The 16,647-nt window shown below is 64.9% G+C and carries 17 protein-coding genes, 1 tRNA gene and 1 pseudogene; 6 read left to right on the forward strand and 13 right to left on the reverse strand.

Annotated elements, in window-relative coordinates:
* The first annotated feature begins 48 nt into the window (after positions 1-48).
* Both cmoA and cmoB read left to right on the forward strand, forming a co-directional pair.
* Positions 49-831, forward strand: a complete 783-nt coding sequence (gene cmoA, locus RM463_RS14965) for a carboxy-S-adenosyl-L-methionine synthase CmoA (RefSeq protein ID WP_311430439.1) — start codon at positions 49-51, stop codon at positions 829-831.
* Between the two features lie 3 nt (positions 832-834).
* Positions 835-1,920: pseudogene (gene cmoB / locus RM463_RS14970) on the forward strand (tRNA 5-methoxyuridine(34)/uridine 5-oxyacetic acid(34) synthase CmoB).
* Here cmoB and RM463_RS14975 read toward each other — a convergent pair.
* Genes RM463_RS14975 through RM463_RS14985 form a run of 3 tightly spaced genes read right to left on the reverse strand, consistent with a single transcriptional unit; the run spans position 1,898 to position 3,590 of the window.
* The gene (locus RM463_RS14975; protein WP_311430440.1) at positions 1,898-2,632 is read right to left on the reverse strand and encodes an RNA polymerase sigma factor; all 735 of its coding nucleotides are present in this window, start codon (positions 2,630-2,632) and stop codon (positions 1,898-1,900) included. The pseudogene cmoB and the gene RM463_RS14975 sit on opposite strands and share 23 nt — an antisense overlap.
* Positions 2,629-3,159, reverse strand: coding sequence for a plastocyanin/azurin family copper-binding protein (locus RM463_RS14980; protein WP_311430441.1), 531 nt, complete (start codon positions 3,157-3,159; stop codon positions 2,629-2,631). The genes RM463_RS14975 and RM463_RS14980 overlap by 4 nt, the downstream gene beginning before the upstream one ends.
* Positions 3,156-3,590: a hypothetical protein gene (locus RM463_RS14985; protein WP_311430442.1), complete on the reverse strand. Its 435-nt coding sequence runs from the start codon at positions 3,588-3,590 to the stop codon at positions 3,156-3,158. Before RM463_RS14985 ends, RM463_RS14980 begins: the two co-directional genes overlap by 4 nt.
* A 236-nt stretch (positions 3,591-3,826) precedes the next feature.
* On the opposite strand from RM463_RS14985, the gene RM463_RS14990 reads away from it, so the two are divergent.
* Entirely contained in the window at positions 3,827-4,075 is a 249-nt protein-coding gene (locus tag RM463_RS14990; RefSeq protein ID WP_311430443.1) for a GlsB/YeaQ/YmgE family stress response membrane protein, read from the forward strand.
* A gap of 106 nt (positions 4,076-4,181) precedes the next feature.
* Here the strand turns inward: RM463_RS14990 and RM463_RS14995 are convergent, their stop codons facing one another.
* From RM463_RS14995 to RM463_RS15030, 8 genes are all read right to left on the reverse strand, one after another.
* Positions 4,182-4,856, reverse strand: coding sequence for a zinc metallopeptidase (locus RM463_RS14995; RefSeq protein WP_195688325.1), 675 nt, complete (start codon positions 4,854-4,856; stop codon positions 4,182-4,184).
* A 71-nt stretch (positions 4,857-4,927) separates the two neighbouring features.
* Positions 4,928-6,058, reverse strand: coding sequence for a phosphatase domain-containing protein (locus RM463_RS15000; protein ID WP_311430444.1), 1,131 nt, complete (start codon positions 6,056-6,058; stop codon positions 4,928-4,930).
* A 66-nt stretch (positions 6,059-6,124) separates the two neighbouring features.
* Positions 6,125-7,579 carry a sulfate adenylyltransferase subunit CysN gene (gene cysN / locus RM463_RS15005; protein WP_311430445.1) on the reverse strand — a complete coding sequence of 485 codons (1,455 nt, stop codon included), beginning with the start codon at positions 7,577-7,579 and terminating at the stop codon, positions 6,125-6,127.
* A 164-nt stretch (positions 7,580-7,743) separates the two neighbouring features.
* Positions 7,744-8,706: a sulfate adenylyltransferase subunit CysD gene (cysD, locus tag RM463_RS15010; RefSeq protein WP_311430446.1), complete on the reverse strand. Its 963-nt coding sequence runs from the start codon at positions 8,704-8,706 to the stop codon at positions 7,744-7,746.
* 119 nt (positions 8,707-8,825) lie between these two features.
* Complete coding sequence (locus RM463_RS15015) at positions 8,826-9,572, reverse strand: metallophosphoesterase (RefSeq protein WP_311430447.1); 747 nt, start codon at positions 9,570-9,572, stop codon at positions 8,826-8,828.
* A gap of 26 nt (positions 9,573-9,598) precedes the next feature.
* Entirely contained in the window at positions 9,599-10,048 is a 450-nt protein-coding gene (locus RM463_RS15020) for a DUF1249 domain-containing protein (RefSeq protein ID WP_195688321.1), read from the reverse strand.
* A 1-nt stretch (position 10,049) separates the two neighbouring features.
* The gene (locus RM463_RS15025; RefSeq protein ID WP_311430448.1) at positions 10,050-10,688 is read right to left on the reverse strand and encodes an NUDIX domain-containing protein; all 639 of its coding nucleotides are present in this window, start codon (positions 10,686-10,688) and stop codon (positions 10,050-10,052) included.
* Positions 10,689-10,983: 295 nt separating this feature from the next.
* Positions 10,984-11,631 carry a tetratricopeptide repeat protein gene (locus RM463_RS15030; protein ID WP_311430449.1) on the reverse strand — a complete coding sequence of 216 codons (648 nt, stop codon included), beginning with the start codon at positions 11,629-11,631 and terminating at the stop codon, positions 10,984-10,986.
* 152 nt (positions 11,632-11,783) lie between these two features.
* Here RM463_RS15030 and greB point away from each other — a divergent pair, with 152 nt between their 5' ends.
* Complete coding sequence (greB, locus tag RM463_RS15035; RefSeq protein ID WP_311430450.1) at positions 11,784-12,323, forward strand: transcription elongation factor GreB; 540 nt, start codon at positions 11,784-11,786, stop codon at positions 12,321-12,323.
* Here greB and RM463_RS15040 read toward each other — a convergent pair whose 3' ends face one another.
* Together RM463_RS15040 and RM463_RS15045 are read right to left on the reverse strand one after the other, a co-directional pair.
* Positions 12,324-13,355: a class I SAM-dependent methyltransferase gene (locus tag RM463_RS15040; RefSeq protein ID WP_311430451.1), complete on the reverse strand. Its 1,032-nt coding sequence runs from the start codon at positions 13,353-13,355 to the stop codon at positions 12,324-12,326.
* Positions 13,355-14,245: a methyltransferase domain-containing protein gene (locus RM463_RS15045; RefSeq protein WP_311430452.1), complete on the reverse strand. Its 891-nt coding sequence runs from the start codon at positions 14,243-14,245 to the stop codon at positions 13,355-13,357. Before RM463_RS15045 ends, RM463_RS15040 begins: the two co-directional genes overlap by 1 nt.
* Positions 14,246-14,689: 444 nt before the next feature.
* Between RM463_RS15045 and RM463_RS15050 the strand changes: the two genes are divergently transcribed.
* Together RM463_RS15050 and RM463_RS15055 are read left to right on the forward strand one after the other, a co-directional pair.
* Positions 14,690-14,766, forward strand: a tRNA-Arg gene (locus RM463_RS15050).
* Positions 14,767-15,473: 707 nt separating this feature from the next.
* Positions 15,474-16,628: a DcaP family trimeric outer membrane transporter gene (locus RM463_RS15055; RefSeq protein WP_311430453.1), complete on the forward strand. Its 1,155-nt coding sequence runs from the start codon at positions 15,474-15,476 to the stop codon at positions 16,626-16,628.
* Positions 16,629-16,647: the final 19 nt, after the last annotated feature.

The following is a 16,647-nucleotide window of genomic DNA, read 5'->3' on the forward strand; positions in this document are numbered from 1 at the left end:
AGGCGGCACGCGTAGAATGGCGCTCGTTTCCGTCTATCTGGCCCGATCATGAGTGACGCATCTTACCGTGACGCGATCTTTTCGACACCCCTCGACCGGGTGGCCCGCTTCTCATTCGACGAGCGAGTCGTCGCCTGCTTTCCCGACATGATTCGCCGCTCGGTGCCGGGCTACGGACAGATACTCGGCATGCTGGGGCTGATCGCCCAGCGCCACCTGCGCCACGGCGCCCGGGTCTATGACCTGGGCAGCTCGCTGGGTGCCGGGGGCCTGGCCCTGGCCGGCCAGCTCGCCCCGGACGCCTTCCGCTACACCGGCGTCGACCTCTCGCCGGCCATGGTCTCCCGCGCCCGGGAGACGCTGGCCGCCGAGTGTCCCGACCACGCCATGGAGGTGCTCGAGGGCGATATCCGTCAGCTGGAGTATCAGCCGGCGGGCATGATCGTGCTCAACTTCACATTGCAGTTCCTGCCTCCGCAGGACCGCGAGGCCGTGGTGGCACGACTGTTTGCCGCCCTGGAGCCCGGCGGTGTGCTGGTGCTCTCGGAGAAGATCCGCGCCGAGGACGAGCAGGAGAACGCCTGGCTGGTAGAGCGCTACCACGACTTCAAGCGCGCCAACGGCTACAGCGATCTGGAGATCAGCCAGAAGCGCACGGCGCTGGAGAACGTGCTGGTACCCGACACCCTGGCCGGGCACCATGCTCGTCTCGACCAGGCCGGCTTCTCGCGTACCCACACCTGGTTCCAGCTGCTCAACTTTGCCTCCCTGATCGCCTTTAAACATGAGGCTTCCAGGGGGGGCGCCACGCCGACGCCAGACGAGGTCTGAACCATGCCGATCGCCGCCGAGCATCGCGAGCTCTATCAGGCCTTTATCGACCAGGGGCTCGACATTTGGCTTGCGCGCCTGCCCGAACAGCTCGCCCGCGGCCTCGACCGCAAGCGATTCGGTGATTTGCCCGCCTGGGAGAAGGCGGTGGCCAAGCTGCCGGCGCTGCCCGACGAGCGCCATGTACAGCTGAATGCCGATACGATCAGCGTCGACCTCGCGCTCGACGAGAGTCGTCGTCGCCAGTGCGAGAACCTGCTGAGAAAGCTCGCCCCCTGGCGCAAGGGTCCCTTCTCACTGGGCGGGATTCATATCGACAGCGAGTGGCGCTCCGACTGGAAGTGGCAGCGCGTCGCTCCACACCTGGCATCGCTGGCGGGTCGGCGCATCCTCGATGTGGGCGGCGGCAGCGGCTACCACGGCTGGCGAATGGCCGGCGCGGGGGCCGCCTTCGTGCTGGTGATCGACCCCTCGCCGCGTTTCTTCTGGCAGTTCCGGGCGGTACGCCACTTCGTCGGCGATGCCGATGGCCTGCGCACCCACTTCCTGCCGGTAGGCATCGAGGAGGTGCCCGAGAATCTCGGCTTCTTCGATACGGTGTTTTCCATGGGCGTGCTCTACCACCGCCCCTCCCCGCTGGAGCATCTGCAGCAGCTCAAGGAGGCGCTCCGGCCCGGTGGCGAGCTGGTGCTGGAGACGCTGGTGGTCGAGGGGGATGCCACCACGGTGCTGCTCCCGGGCGAGCGCTACGCCGCCATGCCCAATGTCTACTTCCTGCCCTCCTCCGCCGCCCTCTGCCACTGGCTCGAGCGCTGCGGCTTCGAGAACATGCGCGTGGTGGACGAGGCGGTGACCACCACCGACGAGCAGCGCGCCACCGACTGGATGACCTTCCAGTCGCTGACGGACTTTCTCGATCCCGACGACCCCACCCGGACCCGCGAGGGCTACCCGGCACCGCGCCGTGCGGTAATCATCGCCAACCGAGCGCGCTGACGCTTCTCGCTCCATCCCGACGATCCGAACCGCACCCGCGAGGGCTACCCGGCACCGCACCGTGCGGCGATCATCGCCAATCGGGCGGGGTGATCTGCCCCGCCGCCACAAGCCGCTCGACGACACGCTCCGCCATGCCGGCACAGCGCGCGCCATCGAAGGGAAAGACCTCGCCGAAGCCTCCCTTCATCTTCGCCTCCAGGCGGGCACGCAGCTTGCGACGCGCCCGAAACAGCCGCGTCTTGATGGTCGCGGGGTTGATGCCCAGGTCCCGAGCGATGGCGAAGACCCCCATGCCCTCGACCTCGTGCATCAAGAAAGGCAGCCGGAACTCCGGCGCCAGCTCGTCGAGGGCTTCCTCCAACAGGGCTCGAAACTCCCGGCGACCAAGCCCCGCCTCGAGGGCGTCGGGACCGATACCGGGAAAGGCCACCACGGTGTCATCGGTATCGCCTTCATCCACGGTGTCGTACTCCTCCAGCGGACGCCGGCGACGCCACTGCATCCTGGCCTGGTTGATCACGATGCGGGTCAGCCAGGTGGAGAAGCGCGCCGTGCCACGAAAGGTATCGAGCCGCGTGAAGGCCGCCACATAGGCCTCCTGCACCGCCTCCTCCGCGGCGGCATCGCTGTCCAGCAGGCCACGCGCGACACGAAACAGCCGCGGATTGAAGCGTCGCACCAGCTCGCGCACCGCCGCCTCGTCGCCACGCCGTGCCCGGGCAACCAGTTCGCTCTCTGCCTCACCGACTAGCGCCGGCACCAACCGCTCGGGCGACTCAAGACCGCGCAGACGATGTGTCATGCAGCCTCCTCCGGCATCACCTGGCCGTGTACAAGAATCCGCTCCACCGACGGCAGCGCCGCCAGTGCCGCGGCGGCGTGATCCGTCTCGACGACCGCCCCCTGCCATCCCGGCGTCTCCGGGGTGCCCACCACGATGCGCCCCACCATGCCCGCCCGCTCATGGGGCAGGCAGTAGTAGTCATAGACCCCCGGGGCATCCAGCACCACCTCGAAGGTGTCACCCGGCAGCAGAAACCCGCTATGAAACGGGACGGCCGCATCGGGAATGCGCTGCGTTCGCTCGAAGTTCGCCGGGTGATAGCTCGTGGCCGTATGGCTGTTGCCGGGGTCTCGATTGACGAAGCGCACGCGCGTCGATGGCGCCACCGCGATTCCCAGTGGCGCAAACCACACCCGCTCGCCGCGCGCCGTGCCGAGCATGGCGATCTCGACCTCGTGTGCCGGCTGGGCGATGGCCAGGGGCAGCGCGGCCAGAGCGGCAATGCCGCCGCTCATGGACAGGAACCGGCGCCGAGTCAGGCTCATGGGGTCAGCCTCGCCTTCGCCTCGCTGTCGTGGAACAAAACGACATGGGCATGGGGCTCATCCACGCCGGGGTGACCGGCGTTATAGTAGATATCCACCGACTCGACAGGATGCAGGCCCACCGCCATATCATTGAAGGCCGCCCCCTCCTTCAGCGCGGCCAGCGGCGTCATGTAGACGGTGGCCGACAGCTGCCCCTCGCGATCATAGGCCAGGAAGGGACCGGCCGGCAGGGTGTCGGGGTCGACGAAGAGCGTACCGAGCCCGGGGATAAACTCCGGCAGCGGCAGCGCATCACTCACCTTTACATAGGGTGATGCAGGCGGCACCTGACGCAGCGCTTCTTCATCATGGGCCACTGCCTGTGAGCAGAGGCCACCCAGCAGCCCGGCCACTCCCAGCCCGATTGTCAGTGTCTTGATGGTATTCATGGTGGTGCCTCCCTCCAGCGGGTTGATGATGCGCGCCAGCGGCGCATCTACCCGTTGGTTGCAGCAGCCCCGCAAAGGGTTTCCACCCCATCACATGAAACCGAGTCGTGGCCTGCTCAGAGAACGAGATTATCGTGCCGAGTGACGAGGAGGGGGGGAAGCCACCGGGACCTTGGAGTCGGATAGGGAGGTATGCCAGACTGAAAATCCCCCTACCAGCAAGCAAGGAGAGCAAGATGGGTGTTCTAGCATGGATTCTGTTCGGCCTGATCGCTGGTGTGCTGGCCAAGTGGATCATGCCCGGCAAGGACCCCGGTAGCATCATCGTCACCATCCTGATCGGCATCGGCGGCGCCTTCGTGGGCGGCTGGCTGGGCTCGATGGTCGGCATGGGCTCCATGGGCGACTTCAGCCTGGGGAGCTTTGTCACCGCCATCCTGGGTGCCCTGGTACTGCTCGGCGCCTACCGCATGATCAGCAAGTGATGCAGCGGCCGGCCCGGCCGGCAGACAACACGAGAGCCGCTCATTGGAGCGGCTCTCGTGTTGTTGGGTGGCCTCGCCCGCCTGCCGTTCATCCCGGGCCCGGCCTTCAGCGCCTGAGGATTACCAACCAGCGCCCCAGGTTGAGAATGCTCGACAGCGACGCCGCCACATAGGTGAAGGCGCAGGCGGTCAGCACATGGCGGGCACCGGCCATGTCGCCGGGCGGGATATACTGCTTGAGCAGTGGCAGGGCACGCTGGAAGCTGGCATCGAACTCCACCGGCAGGGTCACCAGGTGTACCAGCGCGGCGGTGCCGAAGCTGATCACCGCCGCGGCCACCACGATGGCAAGCCCACCGGGCAGACGGGTCAGCACGAACAGGAAGGGCGCGGCCATCATCAGCAGCGCGCCGAGCTTCTCGGCCCTCTGGGCCACCGCGACCAGGCGCGAGCGCGCCAGCAGCGGCGCATAGCCCTGGTGGTGCTGGATGGCATGCCCCACCTCGTGGGCCGCCACGGTGACGGCGGTGAGGGAGCGCCCCCGGTACACCTCGGGGGAGAGCCGCACGCAGCGCGCCTCGGGGTCGTAGTGATCGCCCCGCTCGGTCGCCTCCACTCGAACGCCCTCGATGCCGAGGCGGCGCAGCAGATGCTCGGCCAGCTCCGCCCCGCTGCCGGGATAGTCATCGCGCCCCCGTGCATGACGCTTGAGCACCCACTGGGCCCAGACATTGGGCAGCAGGAAGAGAGCCAACAGCAGAACGATCACCAAGACGATCATCACGGGCACCCGAGCAAACTGGCGATAGAGACCTTCAGGGTATCAGGAGACGCGACTCGCCAGGAGGCTGATCACGCCGGATCGTCTTTACAATCGGCGATATCCCGTCGCACGGCCTCCATGCCATGGGAGGAGATATAGCCATTGGCATACGCATGCTCCGCCATCAGGTTGCTGTCGGGGGCCAGCACCAGCTTGCAGGGAGTATGGCGAATCTGGTCGCGAAGCCGCTGGATGGCGCGCTCACGGCCCGGCTTGTTGTCTACCCGGCGAATGTAGATCGCCTTGATACGGTCGGGGTACGCCTCGACGACCTGGGTATAGATCTCGGGGTCATGCTGGCCACTGTCACCGACCAGGATGCAGGGCATCTCATCGAACAGTGCCAGCATGCGCGCGATCAGGTCGCGCTTGTGATCCTCGGCACGCCTCGGCCAGGGGTGGCGCAGGGAGATGCCCCACTCGCGCATGAACAGGATCGGCCCCACGGGAATATGGTTGAGCTGGAAGAAGGTCTCCAGCACCTCGTAGATTGCCCAGGGGCCGCGGGATACATAGATGATCGGGCGCTGGGCATCTCCCTCTGCGCCACGATGCAGCGCCTGGTAGAGCGAGGCGGCACCGGGAAAGGCGGTGCGCCGGTGGGGCTTTTCGACGAACAGTCGATACAGCATGCGCAGCTTGTCGGCGACGCCCGTGTACATGACCGTGTCATCGATATCGCTGATGACCATCAGATCCGTTTCGGGCAGCGCCACGAAGACATCGACACTCGCCTGGACGGGAGGCTCACTGTCTGCCTTGACCACGAGACCCGCCCGGTGCCAGGCGACCTCCTCGGGGAGTGGATGAGTGATGGGCAGCTGGGCATCGAAATAGCCATCCCTGTCCGTGGTAACGGTGACGCTATTGTCGCCGAGCCGTATCTCCACACGGGCATCGGCGTACCCGCGGCGAGCGATCCGCCGCACGACATCGGCGGTGTCGCGCAGCATGCCGCGGCGCGGGATCAACCGCCCGAGGCGTGCCTGACGGAACACCCGGCCCATCAGAAAGACCTGCGTGCGGGAGCCGTACCCTCGATATGGCTGGACCATCATGCCGCCACGGCCATGATCGCGCTTCATGGGGCTGGCGACGGTACGCACCAGCCGCTTGATGAAGTCCAGCACGTGGCGAACGGTCGCGATAGGGGATTTCATGATGCGCAGCCTCTCCTTGTGCCATCCCGACTGGCTGCGCCGCATACACTCCTCCGCTCCCTCGGATTATGGCTCTCGGCGGAGCAGCTCGCGCAGGTCCCTGGCCTCCCAGTGGGGGAAATAGCGGCGTACCAGGGCATTGAGTTCCAGCTCGAAACCGGCCCAGTCGATATCGCCATCGGCGGGGGTGGCATCCTCGCCTGCATGGATATGGCGAATCATCCCGGCCCCCACGGTGACATTGGTCAGCCGGTCGATGACGATAAAGCTGCCGGTACCGGGGCTGTGAGCATAGTCATCCACCGGCACCTCTCCCGTCAATGTCACCCGGCAGCGGGCGATGGCGTTGAGCTCGAGGCGCTCGGCCGGGTGGCGCTCCAGGGTATTGACGTCCACCTGATGATCGATGGCACTCACCTGCCCCGCCACCGAGCGGCCGGCCAGACGAATATCGACCTGGCGGCCAGGCTCGAGGGGCTGCTCGTGCATCCAGACGATATCCGCCTCGAAGACATTCGTGAGCGCCACCTCGGCATCCTCGGCGACGATCCAGTCACCCCGGGAAATATCCAGCTCATCGGCGAGGGTCACGGTGATCGCCTGGCCGGGGAAGGCCTCCTCCAGATCGCCGTCCCAGGTCACGATGCGCTCGACCGTTGAGCTCACCCCCGAGGGCAGCACCTTGATCGCCTGACCGGGGCGCAGCAGACCGGCCTCCAGGGTGCCGGCATAGCCGCGAAAATCGAGATTGGGGCGGTTGACGATCTGCACCGGCAGGCGCAGGTCGGAGAGATTGCGATCGCGGCTGACCTCTACCGTCTCGAGCAGCTCCAGCAAGGTCGGCCCCGGCTCTCCCTCCACCCTGTACCAGGGCATGGCGGCGCTGGGATTGACCACGTTATCGCCCTTGAGCGCCGAAATCGGCACGAAGCGGATATCCGGGGCATTGAGCTTCTCGGCGATCGTCTGATACTCGGCGACGATCTCCTCGAAGCGCTCGCGGGAGTAGTCCACCAGGTCGAGCTTGTTGACCGCCACCACCAGATGCTGGATGCCCAGCAGGTCGGCGATAAAGCTGTGCCGCCGGGTCTGGGTCTGCACCCCGTGACGCGCATCGATCAGGATGATCGCCAGGCTCGCGTTGGAGGCCCCGGTGGCCATGTTTCGCGTGTACTGCTCGTGGCCCGGGGTGTCGGCGATGATGAACTTGCGACGATCGGTTGAGAAGAAGCGGTAGGCCACATCGATGGTGATGCCCTGCTCGCGCTCCGACTGCAGGCCATCGACCAGCAGCGCCAGATCCACCTCCTCACCGGTGGTACCGCTCTTCTTTGAGGCCTGGGTAATCGCCGCCAGCTGGTCGTCGAAGATCATCTTGGAGTCGTGCAGCAGTCGACCGATCAGGGTCGACTTGCCGTCGTCAACGCTGCCACAGGTGATGAAGCGCAGCAGGTCCTTGTTCTCATGCTCATTCAGATACTGCTCGATATTATCTGCTATGAGGGAAGATTGATGGGCCATGTCGATACCCCGGAAAAATGTATAAAGGCGCTGAGCGAAACGTCAGCGAGCGATGGCCAGACAAGGCGAACAGCGGCGAAAGAGCGGAGTTTACGGTAGTAAATGAGCATCTTGAGCCGATGTTCAACGCCGTATGGCCGAGCGCAGCGAGGTTTCGCCAGCGGCTAGAAATACCCTTCGCGCTTCTTCCTCTCCATGGAGCCGGCCTGGTCGTGGTCGATGGCACGGCCGCTGCGTTCGCTGGTGCGGGTCAGCAGCATCTCCTGGATGATCTCGGGCAGTGTCGCCGCCTTCGACTCCACCGCCCCGGTGAGCGGATAGCAGCCCAGGGTGCGAAAGCGCACCCACTTCTCCTCGGGGACCTCGCCCTGGGCCAGCGGCAGGCGCTCGTCATCGACCATGATCTGCATGCCGTCACGCTCCACGACCGGGCGTGGCGCGGCGAAGTAGAGCGGCACGATGGGGATGCTCTCCAGGTAGATGTATTGCCAGATATCCAGCTCGGTCCAGTTCGAGAGCGGGAAGGCGCGGATCGACTCGCCCTTGTTGACCCGGGCGTTGTAGAGGTTCCACAGCTCGGGGCGCTGATTCTTGGGGTCCCAGCGGTGGAAGCGGTCGCGGAAGGAGAACACTCGCTCCTTGGCGCGGCTCGCCTCCTCGTCCCGGCGTGCGCCACCGAAGGCGGCATCGAAGCCGTAGTGGTCCAGGGCCTGCTTGAGGGCCTGGGTCTTCATCACATCGGTATAGCCGCTGGAGCCGTGATCGAAGGGGTTGATGCCGGCGGCACGCCCCTCCTCGTTGGTGTGCACCAGCAGCTCCATGCCCGCCTGTTCGGCCATGCGATCGCGAAAGGCGATCATCTCGCGGAACTTCCAGGTGGTGTCGACATGCAGCAGCGGAAAGGGCGGCGGCCCGGGGTAGAAGGCCTTGCGGGCCAGATGCAGCATCACCGCCGAATCCTTGCCGATGGAGTAGAGCATCACCGGGTTGGCGAACTCGGCCACTACCTCGCGGATGATATGGATCGACTCCGCCTCGAGCTGCTTGAGGTGGGTGAGCCGCCGTGGATCGGGCACGGCAGTCGCCGCGGGCGCCTCCGTGCGCTTGGGGGCATGAAGCAGGGTCATGGCCGGTTACCTCGCATGACATGGCAAAGAAGACAGGGACGCTGTCGATTGTCGATGTCTAGCAGGGTAACGCCGGGCCAGTAATAACCCAAAAGAATCAATATCTATCTTTTTATAACTTATATCGAGATATCGACCCGTTCGACCCGCGTCGTCAACACCTCCTCCTCCAGGTCGATGACGCGATACCCGGGGCGCGCGACCGGGTCGACGGCAAAGTGCTCGCTGCCCGGTAGAAAGGGGTCGATGGTGGAGGGGCAGCCGTAGACCGTGACCTCGCCCTCCTCCAGCGCATGGCGCCCGACGAAGGCCTGGTGAATATGACCACACAGAATCGCCTGGACGTGCGAATGGGGAGCCAGGGTCTGCCAGAACGTCTCCCTGCGCCGCAGGCCGATGGCATCCAGCCAGGCGGACCCTACCAACAGGGGCGGATGATGCATGGCGATCAGTACCGGCCGCGATGTCTCCGCGACGAGGCGACGCTCCAGCGCCTGCAGGGCCGCCGCATCGAGTTCACCGTGGGGCTGGCCGGGCAGATGGGTATCGAGCAGCAGGAGTCGCCAGTGGCCGAGGGTCAGCTCATCGTTCAGTGGCCGAGTCTCGGCCATAGGGGCGAGCACATCGTGATTGCCGGGCAGCCACTCCCAGGGCGCATCGAGGGTGTCCAGCGTGCGCCGTGCCAGCGCATAAGAGGCGGCGCTATCATCGTTGCTGATGTCACCGGTGACCAGCACCAGGTCCGGACGTTCCTGGTTGACGGCCGCCACCACCGCCTCCAGCTGGCGCAGCGGCACCCCGCGCCGGCCGCGGGCCTTTGGGTCGGCGCATAGATGAAAGTCGCTGATCTGAACCAGGCGGGGCATGGCAGGCTCCGGGGGATGTCAGCCGCTTAGCGCAGCTCTGGCACGTCAAGGGAGTGGCCGTGGGCCAGGCCGTGCTCGAGCCACTCGCCGAGGAAGCGGTTGAGCTGCAGTTTCTCGTCCGGCTGGTGCATCTGGGCATTGGGGTAGCGATAGCGGCCGTGGAAGTGGCGCTGGCGCTGGAAGTCGGTGACCTCGGCCATGCGCGCATCATGATAGAGATGCACACGCATGCGAGGCGTCTCGAGGTAGTCGTCGAGGATGCCGCGCTGAGTGACCCGCACGATGCTGGTATAGGGCGCGCGCTCCTGCAGCTTGAGGCACAGCTGGCCGACACGGTGGCCATGGCTCACCAGCTCCACCTCACGGCTCTCACCGGGCGCAAGCTCACCCATCAGGCGCAGCAGCCTCAGGTAGTTGGCGCTGCACTCGCCTTGCAGGCTCTTCAGATCGGTCACATAGGCGCTTCTCGTCGGCACGCTACCTCCTCGCTCGCAATGAGGCCCGTTCGCCGGCCAGCCAGTGGAAGGCGATCAGGCACATGGCATTGTCGAGTCGTCCAGTCTGCAGGAGTTCCCAGGCCCGCGCAAACGACAGCACATGCACGCGAATGTCCTCGTGCTCCTCGTCCAGGCCGTGCACCCCGCCGAGGCCGCGGCTGTCGACCAGGCCACACAGCAGGGTAACCCGCTCGTTGCAGGCGCCGGGGCTGGGATAGTAGGTGTGCAGCTCGATCAGCTCGCCCACTTCGCACCCCGCCTCCTCCTGGCTTTCACGGCGCGCGACATCGGCAACGCTCTCGCCCCGCTCCACCAGGCCCGCGACGACCTCGAGCTTCCAGGGAGACTCGGGATCATCGATGGCCCCGGCACGGAACTGCTCCACCAGCACCACGGCATCGCGCTCGGGGTCGTAGAGCAGCACCCCCACGGCGTCGTGGCGCTGGTGCACCTCGCGCACCATGGGCTCGCTCCAGCCACCCTGGAACAGGCGGTGGCGCAGATGCAGGGCTTCCAGACGGAAGAAGCCCTGATGGAGGCAACGGCGCTCGACAAGCTCCACATCGGCACGGGTGAAGGGTGCGGCAGCCAGATCCGGGATCTCGCGCGGGTCACGCATGGCGCTCTCCGGTCACAGGAAAGGCCCCATTATCGTGATCGACACCGGGGATGCCAACCTTGAACGTCATACCCCATAGGACTATCGCAGACAGCAACATCGCTCAAGGCTATTCCGGCGACAGGACGTCGAGGGGGCGCTACAAGTACTTCCTTGTAGGCTACCTCGGCCATCCTTGGTCCTCGGACCCCCTCTCCGGTCTGTCCCCGGCGCCTTTCGCTATTACCCTGTCGGTAACTGCGATAGCGCTGACCATAACCGCAAGTTAACTCAGATAGCTTGTGGGCCCTGCACCTCAGAGACTGGTCAGCAGCTCGCGGGCCTTGTCGCGCAGCGCCTCGTCGGAGGCCGTGCGAGACGGCCGAGCCTGCCCTTCCACGGCGCGCCGGGCATGCTCGCGGGCCTCGTCCAGGCGCCCTTCCTCCTTGAGGAAGGCGGCATAGTAGAAATTGACATCGATACCGTCGGGGCGAATCGCCAGGGCCTGCTGGAACATGCGCTCGGCGGTCTCGCTGTCGCCGAAGCCTACCAGGCCACCCGGCACGCGATCGTAGAGCGCACCCAGGGTGACGTAGGCGGAGCCATTGTGCCCCTGGGGGTCGAGCTCGACCGCCCGCTCCAGGGCCGCGCGAGCGCTCTTGGCGCTGGAGAGCGCTCCAAGGCCGCTACGCTCCCGCGCCCAGGAGGCCTCGATGATGCCCTGCCACACCAGCGGCACCGCCGCATCCGGTTGCTCCTCCACCAGCCGCTCGGCCTGGCCGGCCAGGGCCTTGAGGCCATCGGCGCGCTCCCCTTCGGGCTGCTCGGTCACCACCCGCTCCCAGTGGTTCTTCATGCCCTCCACCCGCGCCTCCCAGGCGTGGGCGGCCGCCAGGGGAAGCACCGCCAGGCTCAGGCTGACGCCCAGCCCCATGGCGCTTGCAAGCAGTCGACGTCGTATCATCTCGGCTCTCCTTCGGGTGTTGGTATTGTGACCCCACCCCGAATGTAACGAACGTTTGAATCATTCGCCAGTCGCGTCCATCTTGGCCTTCGCCACTCGCTTGGCGTATGTTCCCGCCAGATACCGACAGGCCATGAATCACGAGGTACCCCATGAAAGGCCGTAACATGACCCGCTGGCGCGACCCGGCCAAGGATCCGCGCCAGGAGCCCAAGAGCGACCTGATCACCGCCGAGGGCGCCGAGCGGCTGCGCGGCATCCTCGACCATCTCTCGCGGGTCAAACGCCCCGCCCTCTCCGCCAAGGTGGGCGAGGCGGCGGCCCTGGGCGACCGCTCGGAGAACGCCGACTATACGTACAACAAGAAGGAGCTGAACCGGGTCATCGCACGCATTCGCTACCTGACCAAGCGGCTCGACGAACTGACGGTGGTGGACCGGCTGCCGGCGGATACCGGCAAGGTCTACTTCGGCGCCTTCGTCACCCTGGAGGATGAAGAAGGCGAGGAGATGCGCATCCGCATCGTCGGCCACGACGAGATCGCCCCCGACAAGCACTGGATCAGCGTCGACTCGCCGCTGGCCAGGGCGCTGCTCGGCAAGCCCCTGGACGAGGAGGTCACGGTGGCCGCCCCCGGTGGCGAGACCACCTATATCATCACCGAGATCGACTACCGCGACCCACAGGACTGATCAGCGCTTGATGGCGCGATAGACCCGATAACGGCGATCGTCGGCGAGGATCTCGAAGCTGCCGAAGGCGCGCTCGAGCCGATCCGGATAGGGCAGGAAGGCGTTGGCCACGATGATCAAGGCACCGCCGGGGCGCAGGTGCGCCGGCGCCTCGCCGATCAGCCGCGCCGCGGGGCCATAATCGATGGCCCGCTCCTGATGAAACGGCGGGTTGCTGATGATGGCATCGAACTGACGCCCCGCCAGCGCCGAGTAGACGTCACTCTCCAGCACCTCGCCGGCCAGCTCGTTGGTCGCCAGGCTGCGCCGGGTCGCCTCCACCGAGAAGGCGTTGACATCCACGGCGCTGGCCCGCGCTCCCCGGCGTGCCAGCCAGGTGGCGAGGATACCGTCACCGCAGCCCATATCCAGAAGCTCGCGGCCCTCGAACGGCAGGGTGCCGGGCAGGGTCTCCAGCAGCAGCCGGGTGCCATCGTCGAGCTTGCCATGGCCGAATACACCCGGGTGGCTGGCCAGGGTCAACGGCTCGCCCTCCAGACCGGCATCGAAGGTGGTCCAGGCCGCCGCCGGATCGATTTCCACGCGGCCGAGACGGCTCTCGAACAGCGAGCAGCGCCGCGCGCTGTCGAGCTTGCGGCAGCCCAACCCGAGGGCGGCCAGCACCTTGAGTACCCGTTTGATGCCGCCCTGGTTCTCGCCCACCAGCTGTAGCGGCGTGCCCTCGGGCAGAGTCGCGCACAACCACAGCAGCCACCACTCGCCCAGGGCATGACTCTTGGGCCAGAACAGCACCACCCCGGCCGGGCCAAGCTCGTCATCAACAAGCTCGGGCGCAAAGGGCGAATGAGCGTCGCCGCCGGCGGCCTGCCACGCCTCGCGCAGGCTCAGATCCGCACTGATCGCCACGCCCTGCCCCGCCTCCAGCCAGGCGTCCCGTGGCGGCGCCACCCACCACCAACCGCGATAGTCGGCGGCCTGGCGCTCCAGCAGCTGGCAGACCGGATTCTCGGCGCGTGGTGTCTCGGCATGCATCACAGGGGCTCCTGGTCTTGTAAAGAGGTTGATGAAGAGGTTGGTGAAGAGACTGATGAAGAGGCGGGTGAAACCGGGGTCTCGCGATGCACCAGGGTATAGAGCAGATAGCGGCCCAGCCGCCAGTGGGGATCGACCCGGCAGTAGCGCCACTCGAGCTCGAGCAGCCGCTCGCGATCGTCGTCAGTCTGCGGTGGGCTGCGCAGATAGTCGTGGAAGACCCGAATGCCCGCCACCTCGCGCACCTCCAGGCCCAGCTCGGCGCTCCAGGCCATGATCTGGGCGTGTGTCAGCGGCGAGATCGGCGTCAGTCGACGACGCAGCCCCTTGCCCTCCAGGCGGTCATCCAGGGCCTTCTGCAGGTTACCCTTGACCACATTGGATAAGCGCAGGGCATCGCGATTGAAGACCATCAACGAGAGCTGCCCGCCGGGGGCCAGCAGGCCGGCCAGGGTGGCCAGTGCCGCCCGCGGATCGCCCAGCCATTCGAGCACCGCATGACAGGCGATCAGCGACCAGGGCCCGGGGGCCTGCTCGGGAAGCGCCTGCAGCGGCGCCGGAAGAAAGGTGACCTCGTGCTCGGCTGATGTTTCCAGGAGCGCCTCGCGTGCACGCTCGAGCATCTCGGCGGAGGGCTCGGCCAGGGTGACCAGATGGCCCCGCTCGGCGAACCAGCCGGCCAGCTGCCCCAGGCCGCCGCCCACGTCGAGCAGCGGTTGGCCGCTCAGATCGAGCATCTCCGGCAGCAGGCGGTCGAGCAGCGCCAGGCGCAGCTCTCCCCGCACGCCGCCATAGAGGCTCGCGGCAAACTTGTCGGCCAGGCCGTCGAAGTGTCGATCACCATGGATGGAGAGCGGAGACGATGGAGGCGGAGACGAGGGGACAGTCATGGGGCGACCTTGTACGAAGATGCCGGCATTCTACCCGCAAGCCGCCTCCGGCTCATATCCATAACACCTCGAATCGCTGCAATCCGAGACGGCATCTATCGACGATGCACCTTGCTGCCGGTTCCCCTCGGCGGCGCATTTCTCTATAATGCGCCGCGTGTTGCCCCCTTAGCTCAGCTGGATAGAGCGTCCCCCTCCTATGTTAAAGCGAAGGGTTCGGGGCATTGACTGGATGACCTGTAAAAACAGTAGGTTAGAAGGGAAATCTACGGATTTCCGGGAGCGCTAGGACTAACCTAGCCTTCAAAATAGTCCAGAATTGGCCATTTTTGGCCTGATTTTAGTCCAACCTGAGCTGCCCGTTCCGGACAGCCATTTTGGACTAGCCCTACGCAAAATCTGAGGCGTCTGGTAAGGTGTCGACCCTCAGATTTCGTCAGACACGTCCCTGTAGCTCAGCTGGATAGAGCAGCCGCCTCCTAAGCGGCAGGTCGCAGGTTCAAATCCTGCCAGGGACGCCATCTCGCAGACATAAGAAAGACGACCCAGTGGTCGCTTTTCCTCCGCTTATCGTCTAACAGGCACTAGAAGGCGTGTGCATTGCTCATCGATGGATGATCACGGCGACTCATTGAAGTATGTAGTGTGATCTTTGTTACCGAACCCAACTTTGACTATAGCCAGATTTTTAGTCCTAAATCCCCCTAAAAACCACCTACAAACGGACGCATTCCCGCTCTTTTGCATTTGCCAAAACCAGAGATAGAGTGAGAAAACTCCATATATAACAATAGGTTACTCTATTTATCTACCTAGCACATGTTGATAGAGCGTCCCCCTCCTAAGGGGAAGGTCTCAGGTTCGAATCCTGAAGGGGGCGCCACTTCCTGCCTGCTTCCTGTAGCGCCTGACTGTTCTGGTCACTCCCCGACTTTTTATTAGCTGCCCAGCGGCTTGACCCATAGGGCACGGCTGACCTTCTCGAACTGCTCCACTCGATCAAGAGACCCGTCGGGCCGCTGTGGTCGATGTCGGGATAGCCGCCGGCAAAGTTCCTACAACTTTAGTCGCCTTAAACCCCTATGGCGTTGTTATCAACGCTGCGTCTCGCTAACTTCGTCCTGACGTTTACGTCAGCTGCATGGCCAATTCGCCATATTGGCGTGCACCGCAGGAACAACACTATAAAGCCGGCCCTCACGGCCAAGTGATTCAAGGAACAATGCACGTGACCCAACACAATAAAGTGAAGCAGGCCTCGATCTTTACCGCCTCTGCCCTGGCACTGGCCGTGGCGAGCGCCTCCCACGCAGTGGATTTTGAAGTCGGCGATACCAAGGCCAGCGTCTACGGCTATGCCAAGCTGGATATCATCTATGACGTGGATACCGACCTCGGCAACTCCATTGGCCACAAGAACATCGCTCTGGATGGTGATGAGAGCCAGGATGGCCACTTCAATATGCACGCCTACCAGAGCCGCATCGGCTTCCAGACCTCAACACCGGTCTCGGGCAGCGACCTGGTCACCCGCATCGAAGGCGACTTCTACGGCAGCGGTGGCGGCTCCTTCCGCCTGCGTCATGCCTACGGCTCCTGGGACGGCATCCTGACCGGCCAGACCTGGACCAACTTCTATGGTTTCGTGGCCGGCACGCCGTCCATCGACTTTACCGGCCCGCCCGGAGTGGGCAACCAGGCGCGTCAGCCGCAGCTGCGCTATACCGCCGGCAACTTCTCGGCCTCCATCGAGGATCCGGATACTTTAGGTGGTTCAGAAAAGACCGAAAATAATGTTGTCCAGACCTCAGATGATGCCGCCAAGAGCGAGCTGCCCGATGTAATCGCCCGCTATACCGATGCCTCCGGCCCCTTCAAGTACTCTGCCTCCGCGGTACTGCGCCAGCTCGAGTATGATGCGGCAGAAGATGCTGGTGCCACAGTAAGCGATGACTCCGCCTTTGGCTGGGGTATCGCCCTGGAAGCCGCCATGAATGTATCCGAGGCCGTCACCCTGCGCGCCGGCGTAACCCACGGCGACGGCATCGGCGGCTATATGAACGTCAGCCCGCAGACGTCTCCGGCCTACCTGGCTGACAACGGAGACCTCGAAACCCTGGAGAGCACCGGGGGTACCATCGGCGCCAGCATCAAGGCAGGCCCGGGCGCCATCAACGCCTCCTATAACGTCGCCACCGTCGACCTCGACGATGAGGGCATCGATGGCACCGACACCCATGAAACCGCTTACCTGAACTATATCTGGTCGCCGGCCGAACGTATCCAATATGGCATCGAAGCCGCCTGGGCGAGCCGTGAGACCAAGGGTGGCGATGACGGTGACGCCACTCGTATCCAGGGCATGGTGATGTACAGCTTCTAACAAGCTGACCGATGGCGGG

This window comes from Halomonas sp. LES1 (assembly GCF_031846005.1).
Lineage (GTDB): Bacteria > Pseudomonadota > Gammaproteobacteria > Pseudomonadales > Halomonadaceae > Halomonas.

Excerpts from the sequence above, each read along its gene's own strand:
- cmoA (WP_311430439.1), top strand. The coding sequence starts at position 49 with ATGAGTGACGCATCTTACCGTGACGCGATCTTTTCGACACCCCTCGAC.
- RM463_RS14975 (WP_311430440.1), bottom strand. The coding sequence starts at position 2,632 with ATGACACATCGTCTGCGCGGTCTTGAGTCGCCCGAGCGGTTGGTGCCG.
- RM463_RS14980 (WP_311430441.1), bottom strand. The coding sequence starts at position 3,159 with ATGAGCCTGACTCGGCGCCGGTTCCTGTCCATGAGCGGCGGCATTGCC.
- RM463_RS14985 (WP_311430442.1), bottom strand. The coding sequence starts at position 3,590 with ATGAATACCATCAAGACACTGACAATCGGGCTGGGAGTGGCCGGGCTG.
- RM463_RS14990 (WP_311430443.1), top strand. The coding sequence starts at position 3,827 with ATGGGTGTTCTAGCATGGATTCTGTTCGGCCTGATCGCTGGTGTGCTG.
- RM463_RS14995 (WP_195688325.1), bottom strand. The coding sequence starts at position 4,856 with ATGATCGTCTTGGTGATCGTTCTGCTGTTGGCTCTCTTCCTGCTGCCC.
- RM463_RS15000 (WP_311430444.1), bottom strand. The coding sequence starts at position 6,058 with ATGAAATCCCCTATCGCGACCGTTCGCCACGTGCTGGACTTCATCAAG.
- cysN (WP_311430445.1), bottom strand. The coding sequence starts at position 7,579 with ATGGCCCATCAATCTTCCCTCATAGCAGATAATATCGAGCAGTATCTG.
- cysD (WP_311430446.1), bottom strand. The coding sequence starts at position 8,706 with ATGACCCTGCTTCATGCCCCCAAGCGCACGGAGGCGCCCGCGGCGACT.
- RM463_RS15015 (WP_311430447.1), bottom strand. The coding sequence starts at position 9,572 with ATGCCCCGCCTGGTTCAGATCAGCGACTTTCATCTATGCGCCGACCCA.
- RM463_RS15025 (WP_311430448.1), bottom strand. The coding sequence starts at position 10,688 with ATGCGTGACCCGCGCGAGATCCCGGATCTGGCTGCCGCACCCTTCACC.
- RM463_RS15030 (WP_311430449.1), bottom strand. The coding sequence starts at position 11,631 with ATGATACGACGTCGACTGCTTGCAAGCGCCATGGGGCTGGGCGTCAGC.
- greB (WP_311430450.1), top strand. The coding sequence starts at position 11,784 with ATGAAAGGCCGTAACATGACCCGCTGGCGCGACCCGGCCAAGGATCCG.
- RM463_RS15040 (WP_311430451.1), bottom strand. The coding sequence starts at position 13,355 with ATGCATGCCGAGACACCACGCGCCGAGAATCCGGTCTGCCAGCTGCTG.
- RM463_RS15045 (WP_311430452.1), bottom strand. The coding sequence starts at position 14,245 with ATGACTGTCCCCTCGTCTCCGCCTCCATCGTCTCCGCTCTCCATCCAT.